Origin of the sequence: Modestobacter marinus (assembly GCF_019799945.1) — a bacterium.
GTDB lineage: Bacteria > Actinomycetota > Actinomycetes > Mycobacteriales > Geodermatophilaceae > Modestobacter > Modestobacter marinus_B.
Genome location: NZ_JABGCH010000009.1, coordinates 72,523 through 92,388 on the forward strand (window position 1 = coordinate 72,523; position 19,866 = coordinate 92,388).

General features: G+C 74.4%; 17 protein-coding genes. 9 read left to right on the plus strand and 8 right to left on the minus strand.

Annotated features, from left to right (window positions below):
* Window positions 1-24: 24 nt before the first annotated feature.
* Together HK417_RS10520 and HK417_RS10525 are read right to left on the minus strand one after the other, a co-directional pair.
* Window positions 25-2,112 (minus strand): S9 family peptidase, encoded by a 2,088-nt coding sequence (locus HK417_RS10520; RefSeq protein ID WP_308123503.1) that lies wholly within the window; start codon window positions 2,110-2,112, stop codon window positions 25-27.
* 146 nt (window positions 2,113-2,258) lie between these two features.
* Complete coding sequence (locus HK417_RS10525) at window positions 2,259-2,978, minus strand: metal-dependent transcriptional regulator (protein ID WP_222266125.1); 720 nt, start codon at window positions 2,976-2,978, stop codon at window positions 2,259-2,261.
* A gap of 199 nt (window positions 2,979-3,177) precedes the next feature.
* On the opposite strand from HK417_RS10525, the gene HK417_RS10530 reads away from it, so the two are divergent.
* Together HK417_RS10530 and HK417_RS10535 are read left to right on the plus strand one after the other, a co-directional pair.
* Window positions 3,178-4,362 carry an acetoin utilization protein AcuC gene (locus tag HK417_RS10530; protein ID WP_222266127.1) on the plus strand — a complete coding sequence of 395 codons (1,185 nt, stop codon included), beginning with the start codon at window positions 3,178-3,180 and terminating at the stop codon, window positions 4,360-4,362.
* A 124-nt stretch (window positions 4,363-4,486) separates the two neighbouring features.
* Entirely contained in the window at window positions 4,487-7,180 is a 2,694-nt protein-coding gene (locus HK417_RS10535; protein ID WP_222266130.1) for a bifunctional acetate--CoA ligase family protein/GNAT family N-acetyltransferase, read from the plus strand.
* Window positions 7,181-7,279: 99 nt separating this feature from the next.
* Here HK417_RS10535 and sigB read toward each other — a convergent pair whose 3' ends face one another.
* The 3 genes from sigB to HK417_RS10550 all read right to left on the minus strand — a co-directional run bounded on the left by sigB (window position 7,280) and on the right by HK417_RS10550 (window position 9,801).
* Window positions 7,280-8,263, minus strand: a complete 984-nt coding sequence (gene sigB / locus HK417_RS10540; RefSeq protein WP_222266132.1) for an RNA polymerase sigma factor SigB — start codon at window positions 8,261-8,263, stop codon at window positions 7,280-7,282.
* Window positions 8,264-8,508: 245 nt separating this feature from the next.
* Window positions 8,509-8,940 (minus strand): D-aminoacyl-tRNA deacylase, encoded by a 432-nt coding sequence (gene dtd, locus HK417_RS10545; RefSeq protein ID WP_222266134.1) that lies wholly within the window; start codon window positions 8,938-8,940, stop codon window positions 8,509-8,511.
* 60 nt (window positions 8,941-9,000) lie between these two features.
* Window positions 9,001-9,801 carry a class I SAM-dependent methyltransferase gene (locus HK417_RS10550; protein ID WP_222266137.1) on the minus strand — a complete coding sequence of 267 codons (801 nt, stop codon included), beginning with the start codon at window positions 9,799-9,801 and terminating at the stop codon, window positions 9,001-9,003.
* A gap of 73 nt (window positions 9,802-9,874) precedes the next feature.
* Between HK417_RS10550 and HK417_RS26435 the strand changes: the two genes are divergently transcribed.
* The gene (locus HK417_RS26435; RefSeq protein WP_308123504.1) at window positions 9,875-11,581 is read left to right on the plus strand and encodes a LuxR C-terminal-related transcriptional regulator; all 1,707 of its coding nucleotides are present in this window, start codon (window positions 9,875-9,877) and stop codon (window positions 11,579-11,581) included.
* Window positions 11,582-11,662: 81 nt separating this feature from the next.
* Window positions 11,663-12,811, plus strand: coding sequence for an AI-2E family transporter (locus HK417_RS10560; RefSeq protein ID WP_308123505.1), 1,149 nt, complete (start codon window positions 11,663-11,665; stop codon window positions 12,809-12,811).
* A 4-nt stretch (window positions 12,812-12,815) separates the two neighbouring features.
* On the opposite strand, the gene HK417_RS10565 is transcribed toward HK417_RS10560, so the two are convergent.
* On the minus strand, window positions 12,816-13,517 hold the full coding sequence (locus HK417_RS10565; RefSeq protein ID WP_222266141.1) for a TetR/AcrR family transcriptional regulator: 702 nt from the start codon (window positions 13,515-13,517) through the stop codon (window positions 12,816-12,818).
* Between the two features lie 91 nt (window positions 13,518-13,608).
* Here HK417_RS10565 and HK417_RS10570 point away from each other — a divergent pair, with 91 nt between their 5' ends.
* The 4 genes from HK417_RS10570 to HK417_RS10585 all read left to right on the plus strand — a co-directional run bounded on the left by HK417_RS10570 (window position 13,609) and on the right by HK417_RS10585 (window position 17,129).
* A complete protein-coding gene (locus HK417_RS10570) occupies window positions 13,609-14,406 on the plus strand; it encodes a DUF4386 domain-containing protein (protein WP_222266143.1) in 798 nt (265 codons plus the stop codon).
* Window positions 14,407-14,411: 5 nt separating this feature from the next.
* Window positions 14,412-15,032 carry a hypothetical protein gene (locus tag HK417_RS10575; protein WP_222266145.1) on the plus strand — a complete coding sequence of 207 codons (621 nt, stop codon included), beginning with the start codon at window positions 14,412-14,414 and terminating at the stop codon, window positions 15,030-15,032.
* A 73-nt stretch (window positions 15,033-15,105) separates the two neighbouring features.
* Window positions 15,106-16,083, plus strand: coding sequence for a pirin family protein (locus HK417_RS10580; protein WP_261326328.1), 978 nt, complete (start codon window positions 15,106-15,108; stop codon window positions 16,081-16,083).
* Window positions 16,084-16,541: 458 nt separating this feature from the next.
* Window positions 16,542-17,129 (plus strand): NADPH-dependent FMN reductase, encoded by a 588-nt coding sequence (locus tag HK417_RS10585; protein WP_222266147.1) that lies wholly within the window; start codon window positions 16,542-16,544, stop codon window positions 17,127-17,129.
* Window positions 17,130-17,148: 19 nt separating this feature from the next.
* On the opposite strand, the gene HK417_RS10590 is transcribed toward HK417_RS10585, so the two are convergent.
* Together HK417_RS10590 and HK417_RS10595 are read right to left on the minus strand one after the other, a co-directional pair.
* Window positions 17,149-17,625, minus strand: a complete 477-nt coding sequence (locus HK417_RS10590) for a carboxymuconolactone decarboxylase family protein (RefSeq protein WP_222266149.1) — start codon at window positions 17,623-17,625, stop codon at window positions 17,149-17,151.
* A gap of 211 nt (window positions 17,626-17,836) precedes the next feature.
* On the minus strand, window positions 17,837-18,181 hold the full coding sequence (locus HK417_RS10595) for a GNAT family N-acetyltransferase (RefSeq protein WP_222266150.1): 345 nt from the start codon (window positions 18,179-18,181) through the stop codon (window positions 17,837-17,839).
* A gap of 334 nt (window positions 18,182-18,515) precedes the next feature.
* On the opposite strand from HK417_RS10595, the gene HK417_RS10600 reads away from it, so the two are divergent.
* The gene (locus HK417_RS10600; protein ID WP_222266152.1) at window positions 18,516-19,847 is read left to right on the plus strand and encodes an FAD-dependent oxidoreductase; all 1,332 of its coding nucleotides are present in this window, start codon (window positions 18,516-18,518) and stop codon (window positions 19,845-19,847) included.
* Window positions 19,848-19,866 lie beyond the last annotated feature (19 nt).

Below are 19,866 nucleotides of genomic sequence, written 5' to 3' on the forward strand. Positions count from 1 at the left end.
GGACCCCCGGGATGCCGGGCCGGGTCAGACCAGCTCGGGCCGCTGCCAGTCCTTCCCCAGGACGTGCTCGGCAAGGAAGGCGACCACCGTCTCGTACCAGACCGACGCGTTCCCCGGCGTGAGCACCCAGTGGTTCTCGTCGGGGAAGTACAGGAACTTCGAGGGGACCCCGCGCTTCTGCAGGTCGTACCAGAGCCGCAGGCCCTCACCGATCGGGACCCGGTAGTCCTTGTCGCCGTGGATGACGAGCACCGGCGTCCGGATCGCGTCGGCGTAGCGGTGCGGCGAGTTCTGCTCGTAGCGCTTCGGCTCGGTCAGCGGGTCACCGAACTCGCGCTCCCAGTAGTACGCGGAGTCGGTGGTCCCGCTGAAGCTGTCCAGGTGCCAGAGGCTGGCGTGGGAGACGATCGCCTGGAACCGGTCGGTCTGGGTGGCCACCCAGTTGGCCATGTAGCCGCCGAAGGAGCCGCCCATTGCCGCGGTCCGCGTCTGGTCGATCTCCGGCAGCGCCTCCGCGGCGTCCACCGCGGCCATCAGGTCGGTGTAGGGCGCCCCGCCCCACTCGCCCCAGCCCCGCTGGACGAACTCCTGCCCGAACCCCTGGGACAGCGCCGGGTTGGGCAGCAGGACCGCGTAGCCGCGGGCGGCGAGCACCCAGGGGGTCCACCGCCACGACCAGGAGTTCCAGCTCGTCAGCGGGCCGCCGTGGATCCACAGCAGGAGGGGTGCCGGCTGCTCGGCGCTCGCGCCCTCCGGGAGGACCAGCCAGGACTGGATGCGGGTGCCGTCTGCCGCGGTGGCCCGCAGTTCGCGCAGCGTCCCGGGCAGCTGGCTGATCGTGCCCGGGTTGGGCAGCGGGGCGGGGTCCTGGCCGGTCGCCCGCGGGTCGAGCCGGACGGGCACCGGCGGGGTGTCGTAGCCGGACCGGAGCGCGTAGAGGGCGCTGCCGTCGCGAGCCACCTGCAGGTCGCTGTACGCGCCGTCCGCGGTGAGCCGGACCGGTGCGCCGCCGTCGAGCGCCACTCGGAACAGGGCGTGCCGGCCGTCGTCGTCGGCGAGGAAGTACACGGCGGTGCCGTCGGCGGAGAACTGCGGCGCGCTGGGCCAGCGGTCGAAGCCGGCGGTGAGGTCGCGGGACGCCGACGACGCCAGGTCGACGACCAGCAGCGTGAAGTCCGGCGGCGCCGTGAAGGTGGACTTGCTCTCCCGGACGCAGACGACCCGCGTGGAGTCGGGGGAGAAGCGGGCGGCGAAGACGTCCGCCTCGGGGTCGTCCACCAGCACCCGGGTCCCGCCGGTGGCGACCTCGGTCAGCACGAGCCGGGACCGGCGGCCGGCCGTTCCGTCGGGCACGTCCTCGCTGCGGGCGAGGAACCGGCCGTCGGGGGAGAGGGCGATGTCCTCACCGGCGCCGAGCGGAGGGCCGGCGTCCGGGGTGAGGTCCCGCCACTCCGGGGCCGCGGCACTCGCGCCCGCCTCGGTCTCGTCCGGCAGCGCCCCGATCCAGTGGACGTGCGGCACGGCAGGGCCCAGGTCGTGGTCCCAGTACCGCACCGGGTAGCTCTCGTGGAGGATCGCGCTGACCCCGGCGTCCTTGCGGGCCTTGCGGCGTTCCTCGTCGGCGGCAGGGTCAGTGGCGCCGGGGACGGTGGAGGCGACCACGGCCACGCCGCCGCTGTCGGCCGCGACCGCGACCCCGCTGATCCCCGAGGCGCGCTGGAGGACCATGCGGGCCTCACCGCCCTCGGCGGGCAGGCACCACAGGGCGGGCTTGGGCTCGTCGCCGTCCTTGCTGGCCGCGGGGTCGGGGCGCGCGGAGGTGAACAGCACGTCGCCGCCGGGGGTGAACACCGGCGCCGACTCGCCGGACGCCCCGCGGGTGAGCCGCCGGGCCGGCCGCAGCCCGGCGGGGTCGACCTCCCACAGGGCCGACTGCCACTTCTTGCCCTCGGGGTCCAGGGTGGCCACCGACGTGATCAGCCTCGTGCCGTCCGGGGACAGGGCCAGGCCGCCGAGCCGGGGCAGCGCGACGAAGTCGGCGAGCCGGTGGAACGGGCCGGGCGGCGGCGGGACGGGGGTCTGCTCGCCGGAGGAGGGTGCGGAGTCGGTCACCGGGGTCTTCTCTCTGGGTGTCCGGGCAGGGGCAGCTCCGAGACTAGTGAGAGCGGTCATGAGCACGGCGAAGGAGTTTCCGCCCGGGACGACGCTAGCCGCGCCCCCGGGTGGGGGCGCGGCTCGCGAGGGGACCGGGTGCCGGGTCAGACGACGGCGGGGGTGGCCTCCGCTGCCTGCTCAGGAGTGAGGTCCTCCTCGACCGAGCGGACGAAGACGTACTGCGCGACGCCCGGCTGCAGCGCGACGCCGTCGACGAACACGGTGCCGTTGGACACCGACGCCGTCACGGTCGAACCCGGGCGCACCCCGTGCTCGGCGAGTGAGCGCAGCAGTGCGGCGTCCTCCTGCAGCTGCTCGCTGATCCGCTTGACCACCACCCGCTTGCCCTCGGGCGTGGCGGTCGCGGAGAGCAGGGTCAGCGCGTCGAGCACCGCCGAGGTGCCACCGCCCAGCGCGTCCAGCCCGGGGATCGGGTTGCCGAACGGGGAGACCGTCGGGTGGTCGAGCAGCGTCAGCAGCTTGCGCTCCACCGCCTCGCTCATCACGTGCTCCCAGCGGCAGGCCTCCTCGTGCACCTCCTCGTACTCCAGGCCGATCACGTCCACGAGGAGGCACTCCGCGAGTCGGTGCTTGCGCATCACCGCGGTGGCCAGGCGGCGTCCCTCCTCCGAGAGCTGCAGGTGCCGGTCGCCCTGCACGGTCAGCAGGCCGTCTCGTTCCATCCGGGCGACGGTCTGGCTCACCGTGGGGCCGCTCTGGTGCAGGCGCTCGGCGATCCGGGCCCGGAGGGGGACGATGCCCTCCTCCTCCAGCTCGAAGATCGTCCGGAGGTACATCTCCGTGGTGTCGATGAGGTCGTTCACGTCTGCTCCTCCGTCAGGTCCGACCGATTCTACGAGCAGCGCCCCTTGGGACGGGGACGACGACCGGCGGGGTCGCCGGGGGCGCACGTGCCGGGCAACCCCGGTAGCGTCCCGGCCGGGGGAGCCGGCCCGCTCACCGACGAGCACGGCGGCGGAGTGCCCGGCACGATGCCCTCCAGGGCTCCAGCGAGGAGGACCCATGAGCGACGCCGTCGCCGTGGTCTGGGACGACGCGCTCCTGGGCTACACGATGGGTGGGGACCACCCCATGCACCCGGTCAGGCTGGACCTCACCGTCCGCCTGGCCGACACCCTCGGCGTGCTCCGGCGGCCCCGGCTGGAGGTGGTGAAGCCGACTCCCGCCGACGTCGAGCTGCTGACCCTCGTGCACGACCCGGCCTACCTGGACGCGGTCCGCCGGGCGCCGGAGGACCCGTACGGGGTCGGCCACGGGCTCGGCACCCCGGACAACCCGGTCTTCCCCGGGATGTACGACGCGGCCGCGCTCATCACCGGCGGCAGCGTGCTCGCCGCCGAGCAGGTCTCCTCCGGGCGGGCGCAGCACGCGGTGAACATCGCCGGCGGCCTGCACCACGCCATGCGCGACACCGCCTCCGGCTTCTGCGTGTTCAACGACGCTGCGGTGGCGATCGCCTGGCTGCTACGCCAAGGCTGGGAGCGGATCGCCTACGTCGACCTCGACGTGCACCACGGCGACGGTGTCCAGGCGGCGTTCTACGACGACCCGCGGGTGCTCACGGTGAGCGTCCACCAGACGCCGCTCACGCTGTTCCCAGGCACGGGCTTCCCCGAGGAGACCGGGAACCCGCACACGGCGCTGGGCAGCGCGGTCAACCTGGCGCTGCCCAACGGCACCGACGACTCCGGGTGGCTGCGCGCCTTCACCGCCGTCGTCCCGAGCGTCGTCCGCGCCTTCGCCCCGCAGATCCTGGTCACCCAGTGCGGCTGCGACGCCCACCACGAGGACCCGCTGGCCGACCTCGGGCTCACGATCGACGGTCAGCGCGCCTCCTACCGGGCGGTGCACGAGCTGGCCCACGAGGTCTGCGACGGCCGGTGGGTCGCCCTCGGCGGCGGGGGCTACGGCGTGGTCCGCTGCGTGCCGCGGGCCTGGACGCACCTGATCGCCGAGGCCAGCGGGGACGGCGTGGCCCCGGAGACCGAGATCCCGCAGAGCTGGCGGGACGACGTCCTCCGCCGTGGGCTGCGGACCGAGCCGCCGGCCACGATGACCGAGGGCGGCTACACCGGCTTCTCCCGCTGGGACCCGCTCACCGAGAGCCGGGTCGACCGGGCCATCCTCCGGACCCGGACGGCGAGCTTCCCCTACTTCGGCCTCGACCCGGATGACCCCCGTGACTGATCAAGGACCACCCAGCCCCCCGGGAAGGACCACGTCCCCCGCTTCCCTCGCAAGCTCGGGCGAGCCTCCGGACGAGGCCGTTCGAGGCGCGCGGCAGGACCCTGCTGGGCGGCCGACGGAGACCATGACTCGCAGCGACGAACCGCCCGTGCCGGACCCGCCGCCGCACTGGGAGGCCGACGTCGTCGCCGCCGACGGCGGGACGGTGCACCTGCGGCCGATCACCCCCGACGACGCCGAGGGCATCGTCGGGCTGATGGAGCGCAGCTCCGACCAGACCCGCTACTACCGCTTCTTCGGGCCGATGCGGCGGCTGTCGGACAAGGACCTCCACCGGTTCACCCACGTCGACCACGACAGCCGCGTGGCCTTCGTCCTGCTGCTCGGCGACGAGCTGATCGGGGTGGGCAGGTACGACCGCTACCCCGGTACCGACGACGCCGAGGTGGCGTTCCTCATCGAGGACGCCCACCAGCGCCGGGGCCTGGGCTCGGTGCTGCTCGAGCACCTGGCCGCCGCCGCGCAGGAGCGGGGCATCACCCGGTTCGTCGCCGAGGTGCTCAGCCAGAACATGCAGATGGTCCGGGTCTTCCAGGACGCCGGTTACTCGGCGAAGCGGTCCTACGCCGACGGCGTCGTCCACCTGACCTTCCCGATCGCGCCCACCGAGGCGTCGCTGGCCGTCGCCCACGAACGGGAGCAGCGCAGCGAGTCCCGCTCGATCGGCCGGCTGCTCACCCCCGGCTCGGTGGCGGTGGTCGGCGCCAGCAACGACCCCGGCAAGATCGGGTCGGCGGTGCTCCGGCACCTGCTGGCCTACGGCTTCGACGGGCCGATCTACCCGGTCAACCCCGCGGTCCGGCACGTCGGTGGCATCCCGGCGCACGCCTCCATCGAGGCGATCCCCGACGACGTCGACCTGGCGGTGCTCGCCGTGCCCGCCGACGAGGTCCCCGGGGTGGTCGAGGCCTGCCGCCGCAAGCACGTCAAGGGGCTGGTGGTGATCTCCGGCGGGTTCGGCGAGACCGGCCCGGAGGGGCGTGCCGCCGAGCGGGCGCTGGTCGCCTCGGCTCGGGCGTCGGGCATGCGGGTGGTCGGGCCGAACTGCCTGGGCATCGTGAACACCGACCCGGCGGTCCGGCTCAACGCCAGCCTGGCGCCCGACATCCCCGGACGCGGGCGGGTCGGCTTCTTCGCCCAGTCCGGGGCGCTCGGCGTGGCCCTGCTGGAGCGGGCGCGCGGCCGGGGCATGGGGCTGTCGACGTTCGTGTCGGCCGGCAACCGCGCCGACGTCAGCGGCAACGACATGCTGCAGTACTGGGCCTCCGACCCGGCGACCGAGGTCGTGCTGCTGCACCTGGAGAGCTTCGGCAACCCGCGCAAGTTCGCTCGGCTGGCCCGCAGCGTCGGCCGCACCAAGCCGGTCGTCGCGGTCAAGAGCGGGCGGCACGTGGGCATGACCGCCGGGCTGGCGGGCACCAGCGTCAGCGTCCCCGAGCAGTCGGTGGCGGCGCTGTTCGCCTCGGCCGGGGTCATCCGGGTCGAGACGCTGGCCCAGCTGTTCGACGTCGCCACCCTGCTGGCCCACCAGCCGCTGCCGGCCGGGAACCGGGTGGCGATCGTCGGGAACTCCACCGCGATGGGCGTCCTGGTCGCCGACGCGGTCCTGGAGCAGGGGTTGGAGCTGGCGCACGAGCGCCCGGTGGACATCGGCGTCCAGGCCGGCCCGGAGGACTTCCGCGCCGCCCTGCAGGCCGCGCTGGACGACGACGGGGTCGACGCCGTGGTGGCCGTGTTCCTGCCTCCGCTGCAGCGCGGCGAGGAGCTCTTCGGCCGGGTGCTGCGGGAGGTGTCGGCCGGGTCGGAGAAGCCGGTCGTGGCCAACTTCCTGTCCACCGACGGCATCCCGGACGAGCTGCGGGTGCACGACGAGCAGGGCATGCCGGCCCGGGGCTCGGTGCCGTCGTTCTCCACGCCGGAGCGCGCCGTCATCGCCCTGGCCCGGATCACCGAGTACGCCCGGTGGCGCCGCCGCCCGCTCGGTGTCATCCCGGAGCTGACCGGCGTCGACGAGGACGCGGCCCGCGACGTCGTCGCCCGCGCCCTGGCCGAGTCCCCGGCGGGCCGCGAGCTGAGCGACGAGGAGACGATCGCGCTGCTCGGCGCGTACGGGGTGCCGATGCTCGGCACCCGCCGGGTCCAGGACGCCGAGGCGGCGGTCGCCGCCGCCGAGCAGATCGGCTACCCGGTCGTGCTGAAGTCGACCGCACCGTGGCTGCGGGACCGCCGCGACCTCGGTGGGATGCGCTTCGACCTCGCCGACGCCGACGACGTGCGCGCCGCCTACGCCGCCATCCCCGCCGGCGACCCGGTGATCGTGCAGGAGCAGGCCGCGCCCGGCGTGGCCACCGTCGTGCAGATCGTCGACGACCCGTCCTTCGGTGCCCTGGTCAGCTTCGGCGTCGGTGGCGTCGCCACCGACCTGCTGGGGGACCGGGCCTACCGGACCCTGCCGCTGACCGACCTGGACGCGCACGAGCTGGTGCGCGAACCCCGGGCCTGGCCGCTCCTGGACGGCTACCGGGGCAGCGCGCCGGTCGACGCCGCCGCGCTGGAGGAGCTGCTGCTGCGGGTCGCGCGGCTGGCCGACGACCTGCCCGAGGTCCTGGGCCTGAGCCTGGACCCGGTCATCGTCGGGCCGGCCGACGCCTGGCACGGCGGCCGGTCCCTGGTGGTCGCCGGTGGACGGACCCGCGTCGGGCCGCCGACCGCCCGCTTCGACGCCGGCCCGCGACGGATGTTCCGCCCCGTGAAGTGAGGACGGCGAGAGCCCGCCACCCCGGAGGGCGACGGGCTCCAGGCCTCCTCCCCGGTCCCCGCCAGGAGCATGCCAGGGGTGGGAGGCGGCGGTCCTTCCTCAGCCCAGGTAGTCGCGCAGGGCGTCGGCCCGCTGCGGGTCGCGCAGCTTGGCCATCGTCTCCCGCTCGATCTGCCGCACCCGCTCGCGGGAGAGACCGAACCGCTTGCCGATCTGCTCCAGCGTGCGGGGCTGCTCGCCGTCCAGGCCGAAGCGCATGACGACCACGTCGCGCTCACGGTCCTCGAGCGTCGCGAGCACGGTGCGGACGTCGCCCTTCATCATCTGGAAGGCGACGGCGTCCTCGGCGACCGCGGCGTCGGCGTCCTCGATGAAGTCGCCCAGCCGCGACTCCTCGTCGGCGCCGACGGTCTGGTCCAGGCTCACCAGGTCACGGGAGTACTCCAGCAGCTCGGTGATCCGCTCCGGGGTCATGTCGAGCTCGAGGCCCAGCTCCTCGGGGGTGGGCTCCCGCTCCAGCTCCTGGTGGATCCGGCGGCGGGTGCGCACCACCTTGTTGACCTGCTCGGCGAGGTGCACGGGCAGCCGGATCGTGCGGCCGGAGTCGGCCATCGCCCGGGTGATGGCCTGCCGGATCCACCACGTCGCGTAGGTCGAGAACTTGAAGCCCTTGGTGTAGTCGAACTTCTCCACCGCGCGGATCAGGCCGACGTTGCCCTCCTGGATGAGGTCCAGGAACGTCATGCCGTGGCCGGTGTACCGCTTGGCGACCGAGACGACCAGCCGGAGGTTGGCCTCCAGCAGGTGGGCCTTGGCGGCCTTGCCGTCCGCGGCCAGGATCTTGTAGTCGCGCTGCAGCGCCGGGGTGAGCTTCTTCTCGACCAGCAGGCGGTCGGCGTACAGGCCGGCCTCGATCCGCTTGGCGAGCTCGACCTCCTGCTCGGCGGTCAGCAGCGCGGTCTTGCCGATGGTGTTCAGGTACACGCGCACCAGGTCCGTTGACACCAGCCCGCTGGTGTCGGGGGCACGACGCGGCGCGCGCACACCGAGGGTGTCGTTGGGGGAGGACTGCAGCAGCGTCACGATGAGTCTTCGTCCTTGCTTCGGGGTCCGGATGCGTCCTGGCCGTCGTCGGCCCGCAACGCACCCCGGCGTGGTCGGTCAGAGCGTCCACCCGTCGTCTCCGGGGTGGCCTCTCCGTCCGTCAGGTCCGGTGTGGTACGTCGTGTGCAACGGACCGGGGCGGCCGGGTGTTCCAGGGCGTCACAACTCACAGCCGACGTCCAGGTGCGCCCCGTGACCGTCCTCTTACCCCCCGGCTGCCCGGGTCAGACCTCCAGCAGCAAGGTCATCGGGCCCTCGTTGACCGACGCCACCCGCATCGGGGCCCCGAAGCGGCCGGTCGCCACCTCGGTGCCGCGGCGCCGGAGCTCGGCGACGACCTCCTCGACCAGCGGCTCGGCCACCTCACCGGGGGCCGCGTCCACCCACGACGGACGGCGGCCCTTGCGCGTGTCGCCGTAGAGCGTGAACTGGCTCACCACCAGGACCGGCAGGCCCAGGTCCCCGACGGAGCGGGCGCCGTCCTCGGTGGGGAACACGCGCAGCTCGTGGACCTTCCGGCCGAGCGTCCGGGCCCGGTCGACGTCGTCGTCCCGGCCGGCTCCGACCAGCGCCAGCAGGCCCGCGCCGATCTCCCCGACGACCTCGCCCGCCACCGTCACCGACGCCGAGCTGACCCGGGTCACCACCGCACGCATCCGGCCATCGTGACCGGTGCGCCCGGTGGTCGCGCCGGCGGTTGCGCCGGAGCGCCCGAGTCAGCCGCGGCGGGCCGCGACGACGTAGGCCTCCAGCGGCAGGGCGAGGCGGCCGCCCGCATCGGTCCACCGGGCCAGCCCGGTCCGGGCCTCCTCCCGGATCCGCCGGTACACGTCGTCGCTGATCCGGTCCCTCAGCGGGGTGCTCTCCACCTCGGTGGTCACGTAGTCGTCGATCGACGGGGCGTGCACGGTGGCCGGCAGCGTGCGGACGCCGGTGACGCGCAGGCCCGCGCGCGTGACGTGGCCGGTGAGCCGCTCCTGGTCGCCGAGCCGGAAGTAGGTGCTGATCAGGTCGACGGCGTCCCGGCCGGCGTGGCGGGCGACGGCGTCGGCGAGCGCCCGGAAGGCGACCTGCCGGTCCAGTGAGCTCCACACCTGGACGGCCACCCGGCCGTCGGGGCGGACGACGCGGGCCAGCTCGGCCACCGCTGCCGCCGGGTCCGGGACGAACATCAGCCCGGACTGGCAGAGCGCGACGTCGAAGGAGCCGTCCGGGAAGGGCAGGGCCGCGGCGTCGCCCTGCCGCCACTCCAGGTCGGGCCGGACCTCCCGGGCCACGGTGAGCATCGCCTCGTTGAGGTCGAGCCCGACCACGCGGCCGGTCGGGCCGGTCCGCTCGGCGGCCGTGCGGGCGACGATGCCGGTGCCGCAGGCGACGTCGAGGACGTCGTCGCCCGCGGTCACGTCGGCCAGGTCGACGAGCTGCCGGGCGAGGTCGGCGAAGAGGGAGGGGACGAACGCCGCCTCGTAGGTCCGCGCCGTCTGGAGGGAGAGCTGGAAGGTGTCGGTGCCGGTCATGCCGCGGAGCGTGGCCGCGCTTGCCGGGGCGCGCATGGGTCAGCTGCCCCATCGGGCGGCCCATACTGGCCCGGTGCCGGGCGGGCAGGTGGCCGTCGGGACGGCGGCGCTCGAGGCGGGGCGGTGGGCGGAGGCCCGGGCCGCGTTCGAGTCCCTGCTCGCCGCCGGGGACCCGAGGGCCGGCCCGCCCGAGGCCTGGGACGGGCTGGCCGAGGCGCTGTGGTGGCTGGGCGAGCCGCGGGCCTCCGTCGAGTGCCGGGAGCGGGCCTACGTCGCGTTCCGCCGCGCCGGGGACCCGTCCGGTGCCGCCTCGGCGGCGATGGAGGCCTGCGTGGGCCACCTGGTCCAGTTCGGCAACGGGGCGGCCGCGTCCGGCTGGCTCGGCCGCGCGCGCAGCGTCTTCACCGACGGCGTGCCCCCGGAGCACGAGGGCTGGTTCGGGCTGATCGAGGCCTACCTGTCCGCCGACGACGACCTGGCCTGCGCGCTGATCCGGCGGGCGCTCGACCAGGGCCGGCGGACCGGGGACGTCGACCTGGAGCTGTCCGCGCTGTCGGACCTCGGCGGCCGCTGGGTGCACGCCGGCCGGGTGACCGAGGGGCTCGGCCTCATCGACCAGGCGCTGGCAGGCGCCCTGGGCGGGGAGTGCCGCCGCCTCCAGACGGTGGTCTGGGCGGCGTGCACGATGCTGGAGGCCTGCGAGGAGACCGGGGACGTCCGCCGGGCGGCGGAGTGGCTGGCGGTGGTCGACGACTTCTCCGCCCGGTACGGCTGCCCCTTCCTGTACGCCACGTGCCGGGCGCACCACGGCGGTCTCCTCGTCGCGACGGGCCGCTGGTCCGACGCGGAGCAGGAGCTCGCCGCGGCGCTCCGGATGGCCGGGGGCGCGGGGCCGGTGCCGCGGGTCCTGGTGTTGTCCCGGCTGGCCGGGCTGCGGCTTCGCCAGGGCCGGCTGGAGGAGGCCGCGGCCCTGGCCGGGGACTGCGACGACGCGCTGCTCGACGCCGAGCTGCTGCTCGCCCGCGCGGAGCCGGCGGCGGCCGTCGTCCGGTTGCAGGCCTGCCTCGGCGCCGGCGCGTCGGCAGCGGGGGAGTCGGCCGTGCTCGCCCGGCTGGTCGAGGCGCAGCTCGCGGTCGCCGGGCCGGACGCGGCGGCCCCGGCACTCGAGCGGCTGACCCGGCTGGCGGCCCGGCACCAGGGCGGGCTGGCCGCGGCCCGGGCGGACACCGCGTCCGGGCACGTCGCCGCCGCCCGGGGTGCTCGCGATCAGGCGGTGGGCTGCTTCACGGCCGCCCTGCGGCTGCTGCGGCAGCTGGAGCTGCCGTTCGAGGCCGGCTGTGTCCTCCTGGCCCGGGCTCGTGTCGAGGCGCCGGCGGTCGGCCCGCTGGCCGTGGAGGACGCGCGCGCCGCCCTGGCCGTGTTCGACCGGCTGGGTGCCCGGTCGATGGCCGACGCGGCGGCGGCGCTGCTGCGCAGCCTCGGCGCCCGCACGCGGCCGGCGGCTCGCACCGTCGACGTCCTCACTGCGCGCGAACGGGAGGTGCTCGACCTGGTCGCCACCGGGTTGTCCAACCCCGAGATCGCCGCCCGGCTGTTCATCAGCCGGAAGACCGCGGCTCACCACGTCAGCAGCGTGCTGGCCAAGCTCGGCGTCCGCAGCCGCGCCGAAGCCGCCGCTCTGCACACGCGGGCGCTGGCCGGGGTCGGCCGCGCTGCACCTGCTGCCCGCGATCCGCGGGCATCGTCGAGCTCGCGGGTGTCCGGTCGCGAGACGACCTGACGCGGACCAGCGTCGGGACCTCGGGGGACGGGCATCCTGGGCACTGTGACGTCCCTCCCCGTGGGTCGGAGCAGGCCGCCGGTGCCGGTACGCACCATCCTCGCCACCATCGGCCTGGTCCTGACGGCGACCCTCGCGCTCTATCTGATGATCGAGACCCGACGGGTGCTGACCTGGATGGTGATCGCCGTCTTCTTCGCCGTCGCCCTCTACCCGCTGGCTGCCTGGGTGCAGCGGCGGATGCTCGGCGACCGGTGGCGCGCGCTGGCGACGTTCCTGGTCTTCCTGGTGGTGTTCCTCGGCCTCGGCGGGTTGGTCACGGCCTTCGCCTTCCCCCTGGTCCAGGAGGGGACCAGGTTCGCCGGTCAGCTGCCCGACCTGATCGCCGAGGCGCGCGCCGGACAGGGGCCGGTGGGACGACTGCTGGAACGCACCAACGCACTGCAGTGGGTCCAGGACAACCAGGACCGGATCGACACCTTCGTCAACGGCCTCACCGCGCCAGCCGCGGGCGTGCTGCGCAGCGTCGCCACCGGTATCGCCGGCGCGGTCACGGTCTTCGTGCTCGCCTACCTGATGGTGCTGGAGGGCCCGAAGGTCGTCGATGGCGCGATCAGCGTCTTCGACCCGGCCACCGGGGAGCGGATCCGCCGGGTCGGGGCCGACTGCGCCAAGTCGGTGACCGGCTACCTCACCGGGAACCTGCTGATCAGCCTCATCTGCGGCGTCCTGACCTACGTCGTGCTGCTGGTCCTGGGCGTCCCCTTCGCCGGCCTCATCGCACTCTTCGTCGGCCTCGCCGACCTGGTCCCCCTGGTGGGCGCGACGCTCGGCGGGGCCGTGGCCGTGCTCGCCGGCTTCCTGCACTCCGTGACCGCGGGCATCGTCGTCCTGGTGTTCTTCGTGCTCTACCAGCAGGTGGAGAACCACCTGCTGCAGCCGGTGATCTTCGCCCGCACCGTCAAGCTGAACCCGCTGACCGTCATCATCGCGATCCTGCTCGGGGTCGAGCTCCTCGGCGTGCTCGGTGCGCTCCTGGCGATCCCCGTCGCCAGCATGGTCCAGGTGGTGCTCCGCGACGTCTGGGACCACCGCCGCGGCCGGCTCAAGGACGAGCCCACCGTGGGAGAGGAGCGGCGGCCGGCGGTTCCTGCCGGGGGCGGCGGGGAAGGCGTACCGACCCCGTTCCCCCATCGCCGTGCAGACGGCAGCCCGACGACGCCGTCCTGACCGATCACGTCGAGCGACGGGTCTCACCGTGCGCGGCGATGCCGTCGAGCACCCGACCGAGGCCCCAGAGGTACTGCTCGGTGGAGACGTACCCGGCCATCGTCGTGGCGGCGGCGGCGCTGAGCGGGAACCGGTCGGCCGGGGTCTCCGCGAAGGCGGCCTGCCGGCGCGCCACCCGGTCCGGCTCCGGGGGCAGTGAGCCGGCCCGGTGCCCGTCGGCGACCTCCAGCGCGATCGAGCCGAAGACGTAGACGATCAGCAGGTAGGCCGCCCGCGCGGCCTGGGTGCCGTCCAGGCCGGCGTCGGTCAGCACGTGCAGGAGCCGTTCGTTGAGGGCGCGGGCGTTGGGGCCGTCCATCGGGCCGCCGATCATCAGGGCGACCGCGCCCGGGTGCGCGGAGAGGCGCTCCCGCAGTTCCAGGGCCAGTGCCTCCACGCGCTCCCGCCACGGCCGCGTGCGGTCGGCGAAGACGTCGTGGTCGACCTCGCCGATCAGTCGCTCGACGAGCGCCCTGATCACGGCGGCCTTGTCCGGGAAGTAGGTGTAGACGGCGTTCGGGGCGACGCCGACCCGTGCGGCGATGCCCCGCACGGACGCCGCGTCGGGGCCGCCGCCGTCGAGCAGGTCCAGCGCGGCATCGAGGATCTCGCCGTCGGTCAGGGCGCGCCGCGGACCGCGGCGGCGTGGTGCTGCAGCTGCCGACATCGGTGCCACCCACCCCCCTTGACGCGTGGCGTGCACGGTACAACGCTCCTTGGACGGCGTACAAACTCTGTACACCGTCCAGGAGGGTTCGATGACGACGGAGACCATGGGCTCCGGCCCACGCCGGACCACCGGGGCGCTGCTCCTGTTCGGCGCAGTCGCCTTCGCGGTGGCGGCGACGGTGCTGTCCTCGACCTTCGACTGGCCGGACGTGCTGCGCGAACCGGCGGACGTGGTGCTGCCGGCGGTCGTCGCCGGAGGCGCGACCCTGGTGTGGACGTGGTTCGCCACCGCCTGGACGTACGCCGTCCTCGTCGTGCCGATCCTGCTGCTGCCCGCCGCCCTCGGGCTGCGCGGAGACCCGGTCCTGCGGGTGGCCACCTACGCGGGGGCCACGTCGGTGGTCCTGGCGCTGATCGGGTTCCTGCGCTGGGTGTTCGTCGTCCCGCCGCTGGCCGACTCCTACGTCACCGGCGACGCCACCACCCGGGCCGCGGTGGACGCGGCGTGGACCGCGCAGCACCAGTTCGGCGGCGCGCTGCTCGGCGAGCACCTGGGCCAGCTGCTGGCCATCGGCTGGTCGGTGGCGCTGAGCGTGGTCGTCCTGCGGACCCGGGCGCTGCCCCGCTGGGTCGGCGTCACCGGACTGGTCGCCAGCGCGCTCTACCTGACCAATCAAGGCGACATCCTGGCCACCGCCGTCCCGGGCTTCCCGGTCTGGGACCTGGGCGGCCTGATCGGCAGCGTCGCGTGGGGCCTGTGGGTCGCCGCGCTGGGCGGGATGGTCCTGCGCCGGCCGGCCGGCGCCGCGCTCGACGCGGACCGGTCGAGCGGCTCGACGCCCGTACCCCCGCCTCGACCGCCGGCCGTGGCCGACGTCAGGAGCTGACCGCCATGGCCTCCCGTGCCGCGCCGCGCACCTCGGCTCTCCGCCGATGGCTGGTCTGGACCGCCGGGTTCCTGGCCTTCCCGATCGCCGGCCTGGCCGGCACGGGGGTCGCCGGCCGGGTCGACGACCCCGTCGCGGCGGTGCTCGGCGGAACGGTCACCGGCCTGGTCGTCGGCGTCGGGCAGACGCTGGCCGGCCTGGGGCGGCTCGACATCCGCCGGTGGGCGCCGGCCACCGGCACCGGCATGGGCCTGGGGCTCCTCCTCGGCGCCGGCACCGTCGGCTACGGCACCTCCCTGGGCGAGCTGGGGCTGATGGGGGCGCTCACCGGCCTGCTGCTCGGGCCCGCACAGGCGCTGGCGCTGCCTCCCGGCACGCGCCTGCGGTGGGCCTGGGCGGCTGCGATGCCCGTCCTGTGGGCCGCGGGCTGGACCGCGACCACGCTGGGCGGGATCGCCGTCGACGAGCAGTTCACCGTGTTCGGCGCCTATGGCGCGGTGACCTTCTCCGCCTTGTCCGGGCTGCTCCTGCTGGTGCTGCTGCCCGACCGTCCCGGAGCCGACCCGACCACCGCTCCGGCGCCGCTCCCGTCGGCCGCCTCCGCACCGAGCGGGGACCGCGCATGACCATCGCCGCCCGCGACCGGGAACCGACGGCGGACCACGGCTCGTCGCCGGCTCCCGTGCGGCACACTGCCCGATGACGAGAGGCGGGGTGTCGATGGAGGACCGGCTGTACAGCGGTACGGTCGCGACGGCGCCCGAGCCGGAGAGCGTGCTGCTCCCCGGCCACGACGTGCCGCTGGGGCGCTACACCACCGTCCGCCGGCTGCTGCCGCAGCGGCAGCGCCGGATGGTCGGGGCGTGGTGCTTCGTGGACCACTTCGGCCCCGAGGACGTGAGCGGCCGCCCCGGCATGCAGGTGCCGCCGCATCCGCACACCGGGCTGCAGACCGTGACCTGGCTGGTGGACGGCGAGATCGTGCACCGCGACAGCCTGGGCAGCGACCAGCCGATCCGGCCGGGGCAGCTCAACCTCATGAGCTCGGGACACGGCATCGCGCACTCGGAGATGTCCCCGCCGGACCACCCGGCGGGCATGCACGGGCTGCAGTTGTGGGTGGCGCTGCCGGAGGAGGAGCGGCACGGCGAACCCCGCTTCGAGCATCACGCCGAACTGCCGGTCGTGCGGAACGGCGACGCGACCCTCACCGTCCTCGCCGGGCGGTTCGGCGCCACGGAGTCGCCGGCCGGTGTGCACACGCCGCTGGTCGCGGTCGAGATGGTGGTCCCGGGGCGGGGCTCGCACCGGCTGGCCCTCGAGCCGACCTTCGAGCACGGCGTGCTGACGATGTCCGGGGCCGTGGACGTCGGCGACGACACGGTGACGCCGGGATCACTGCTGTACCTGGCGCCGGGCCGGTCGGAACTGACGGTCGAGGCTCCGGGGGAGGCCCGGGTGGTGCTGCTCGGCGGGAAGCCGTTCGAGGAGGACCTGGTGATGTGGTGGAACTTCGTCGGCCGCTCCCACGACGACATCGAGCAGGCCCGGGAGGACTGGATGGCCGGACGGCGGTTCGGCCAGGTCGGCGGCTGCAGCGCGGAGCCGCTGCCCGCTCCCGCGCTGCCCACGGTCCGCCTCAAGGCGCGGGACCGGCACGGGCGCACGGTGGGCTGACCTCCAGGGGAGTCACGGCCGAACACGACCGGGGCGACCCGGGACCGGACTCACCGCGGCAGGCGCCGTCGAGCGCCGGCGGGCCGCGATGACGGCCGGCACGTTCTCCTCGGCCCACGGCGGACGACGATGCCGTCGCGCTCGAGGTCCCGCAGGGAGTCCCGGAGGACCTGTGTGTCACCCCGGGGACGTGGGCACGCAGCCGGGTGGACCTCAGCGGCCCGCGTCCCAGGGCGAGGACGATGAGCAGCGTCCACTGTGCGCGAGGACGGCGAGCGCCGGACGCGTGCGCTCTCCCACCGCGTAGTCAGCCGGTTGGTCCTCCGTCATCGCCACCCCCGGGGTGCGGTCGGTCAGGTTGCACTGACCGCCGCTCCGGCAGCTACGTTCGCCCCGCCCGAGACCGGCGGAGCGCGGACCGCACTCCGCCGCACGACCGACGCCGACGGAGGAACGACATGGGCGAGCCGACGAGGCGCTACGACGTGGGGTACTTCGTGGGGAGCCTGTCCTCCACGTCGATCAACCGGATCCTGTCCCGCGCGTTGATCCGCCTCGCTCCACCGGACCTGCGGTTCACCGAGATCCCGATCCGCGATCTGCCGCTGTACAGCCAGGACTACGACGCCGACTTCCCGCCCGAGGCCACGGCGCTCAAGGAGGCGATCGCCCGGTCCGACGCCGTGTTGTTCGTGACGCCGGAGTACAACCGCTCCATCCCCGGCGGCCTGAAGAACGCCATCGACTGGGCCTCGCGCCCGTGGGGGCAGAACTCCTTCCACCACATCCCGGCCGGCGTGATCGGAGCGTCCATCGGCGCGATCGGCACCGCCCTGGCTCAGCAGAGCCTCCGCGGGGTGCTCAGCTTCTGCAACGCCCGGCAGCTGACCTCGCCCGAGGCCTACATCCGGTACTCCCCGGAGGTCTTCCGCGACGACGGTGAAGTGCTGGACGACGCGACGGCCTCGGTCCTCAAGGACTACATGGAGGAGTTCCGCGACCACGTCGTCCGGGTCCTGACCGTGCTGCCGCGTCCCGCGGTCTGACCCGCATCCTGGGCTCCGCTCAGGCCGGCCTCGGGCGGACCGGGTGCCCGCTGATGATCGAGATGCGGTTGAAGGCGTTCATCGTGATGGCGAGCCAGCTGACCGCGGAGAACTGGTCGGCGGTCAGCGCCTTCCGGGCGCGGACGCGCTCACGTTCCCTCGCGTGGTGGTCGGGCAACGTGGTGAGGGTCTCGGCGAGGGCCAGGGCGGCCTGCTCGGTCGCTGAGAACAGGTCGACGTCCCGCCACGCGGGCAGGACGGCGAGGCGCTGCGGTGTCTCCCCGTTCTTCACGGCGCGGCGCACGTGCAGGTCGAGGCAGAAGCCGCAGCCGTTGAGCTGGGAGACCCGGATGTTGACCAGCTCGACGAGCAGCCGGTCCAGGCCGGCGGCCTCCGCCGTGGCGGTCACCGCCCCGGCGACCGCGGACATCGACTGGTAGACGTCGGGGCTCTGCTTGTCGATGAACAGCCGGTCGTACTCCGGTGACAGGCTCATGGGAACTCCTGGGGGTCGAGTGCACTGGTCACCAGCGAGCACCTCTCGGACGACGTGGGAGCCGTACACCTCGCCGAGCGGGTCGGCGATGCGTTCCGGCTGCACGCTGATGACCATGTGGTGCAGCCCGCCGAGCACCCCGGCGTAGGGGCCGACGTCCAGACCGGCGACGTGGGGTCGGCACGGTGGTGGTCATCTCGGGGCCGTCCTCTCAGGAACGGTCGGGTTGGTCGGAGCTGGGCGTCAACTCGAACTCGGCCCGGCGGTCGTCCGGCACGAGGTCCAGGTAGTCCGGGTGGCGCTGGATGTAGCCGCGGATGAACGGGCAGAAGGGCAGCACCGGGGACCCCGCCTGGCGGGTGGCGTCCAGCGCGCCGCGGGCCAGCGCCGAGCCGAGTCCGCGGCCCTCGAAGGCGGGGTCGATGACGGTGTGGGTGAACGCCGTCGCCGCGTTGGTCCACCGGTACTCGGCGAACCCCGCGACCTCGCCGTCCACCAGCACCTCGAAGCGGCCGGCCTCGGGGTTGTCCACGATCTCCGGTCCGTTCCTGGTCATGACGTCCACCTTCCTCTCCGTCCGGCAGTGGGGCAGCTCAGGCGGTGGAGCGGACGCGTCGCCGGTGGTCAGGCGTCCGTGACCGCGGAGACCCCGAACTCGAGGACGATCTCATCGCTGACCAGGACGCCGCCGGGTCCCGACGGCTCGTGCCGTGGTCCGGAGGACGAGGCCGACGCCGCGGCCAGGCGGTCCTGCGCCCGAGAGGTGGGACGATCCCTGCGCGTTGCCGGCGGGGCGCCCGCGGCGGCCGACGCGCTGGGATCCGCCCCGGGCTCCGGGGCGTCCGCGGGCCGGTCGGCGGAGCCGTTCCCGGGTGTGGGAGGGGGAGGTCATGCGCGTCGCCGTCGTGGGAGCCGGCCCGGCCGGTCTGCTGGTCGGGAGCGCCCTGGCGGGCCGCGGCCACCAGGTCGTCGCGGTGGAGCGCGACGCCGGGCCGCCACGGCAGGGCGTGTGGGCGCGCCGCGGGGTGATGCAGTTCCACCACGCGCACGGTTTCCGGCCGCAGGTCGGGCAGGTGCTGCAGGAGGAGTGGCCGGCGGCGTTCGCGGCGTGGATGGCGCTCGGTGCCGAACCGATCACCTTCGACGTCCCCGGTGTCGGGCCGGTGCACGGGGGCCACCGGTCGCGGCGGGACACCTTTGAACGCGCGCTGCGGACGACGGCCGACGGCGTGGCGGACCTGTCGATCCGGCAGGGACACGTGGACGGCGTGGTGGCCTCGGGCGGCCGCGTCCGCGGCATCGTCGTCGACGGCCACAGCCTCGAGGCCGACCTCGTGGTCGACGCCTCCGGCCGGTCGGGACGGGCGGCCGACGAGGTGCGTGCCCCGGCGAGCGCGGGCGGTGCCTGCGGGATGGCCTACGTCGACCGGCAGTACCGCCTGCGGGACGGCGCCGGACCCGGACCGATGTCCAACCCACTGGCCTGGCAGGCCGACCTCGACGGGTACCAGGCCGTCGTCTTCCTGCACGAGCGAGGCCACTTCTCGGTAGTCCTGGTCCGGCCGACGGCGGATGCGGCACTGAAGGGACTCCGATCCGCGGCCGCGTTCGACGCTGCGTGCGCGGCCATCCCTGGACTGGCCGAGTGGACCGACCCGGGGCGCGCCCGACCGGTGACCCAGGTGCTCCCCGGTGGCGCGCTCTACAACGTCTACCGAGGGCAGCGGGGGATCGGCGGCGGGTCGGGGCTGCCCGGACTGGTGAGCGTCGGTGACGCGGTGGCGACCACGACCCCGACGTTCGGTCGTGGCCTGGCCATGGCGTTCCTCCAGGTGCAACGGCTGCTGGCTCTCCTGGACGCCGAGGCCGATCCGGCGATGGTGGGGGAGCCGTTCGACGCCTGGTGCGAGGACACCATGCTGCCGTGGGTGTGCGACCACATCCGGATCGACGGTGACCAGGTCCGCCGCTGGCAGGGCGGTGACGTCGACCTCACCCGGCGGCTGCCCTCGGACCTGATCCTGTCCGCGGCCCAGGTGGACCCCCGGATCGCCGAGGCGAGCACCGGCTACCTGGGCATGGTCGACCTGCCCTCCTGCCTGGATCCGGTCGAGCCCCTCGCCCGCGCCGTCTACGAGTCCGGTTGGCGCCCTCCGCGCAGTCCGGGCCCCACCCGCCAGGACCTCGTCGACCTCATCGGAGCCGCCGCCGGGGGCGGATAGGTCTCCGCAGGCGGGGACG

Excerpts from the sequence above, each read along its gene's own strand:
- HK417_RS10530 (WP_222266127.1), top strand. The coding sequence starts at position 3,178 with ATGAGCGACGCCGTCGCCGTGGTCTGGGACGACGCGCTCCTGGGCTAC.
- HK417_RS10535 (WP_222266130.1), top strand. The coding sequence starts at position 4,487 with ATGACTCGCAGCGACGAACCGCCCGTGCCGGACCCGCCGCCGCACTGG.
- dtd (WP_222266134.1), bottom strand. The coding sequence starts at position 8,940 with ATGCGTGCGGTGGTGACCCGGGTCAGCTCGGCGTCGGTGACGGTGGCG.
- HK417_RS10550 (WP_222266137.1), bottom strand. The coding sequence starts at position 9,801 with ATGACCGGCACCGACACCTTCCAGCTCTCCCTCCAGACGGCGCGGACC.
- HK417_RS10565 (WP_222266141.1), bottom strand. The coding sequence starts at position 13,517 with ATGTCGGCAGCTGCAGCACCACGCCGCCGCGGTCCGCGGCGCGCCCTG.
- HK417_RS10570 (WP_222266143.1), top strand. The coding sequence starts at position 13,609 with ATGACGACGGAGACCATGGGCTCCGGCCCACGCCGGACCACCGGGGCG.
- HK417_RS10575 (WP_222266145.1), top strand. The coding sequence starts at position 14,412 with ATGGCCTCCCGTGCCGCGCCGCGCACCTCGGCTCTCCGCCGATGGCTG.
- HK417_RS10580 (WP_261326328.1), top strand. The coding sequence starts at position 15,106 with ATGACGAGAGGCGGGGTGTCGATGGAGGACCGGCTGTACAGCGGTACG.
- HK417_RS10585 (WP_222266147.1), top strand. The coding sequence starts at position 16,542 with ATGGGCGAGCCGACGAGGCGCTACGACGTGGGGTACTTCGTGGGGAGC.
- HK417_RS10590 (WP_222266149.1), bottom strand. The coding sequence starts at position 17,625 with ATGAGCCTGTCACCGGAGTACGACCGGCTGTTCATCGACAAGCAGAGC.
- HK417_RS10595 (WP_222266150.1), bottom strand. The coding sequence starts at position 18,181 with ATGACCAGGAACGGACCGGAGATCGTGGACAACCCCGAGGCCGGCCGC.
- HK417_RS10600 (WP_222266152.1), top strand. The coding sequence starts at position 18,516 with ATGCGCGTCGCCGTCGTGGGAGCCGGCCCGGCCGGTCTGCTGGTCGGG.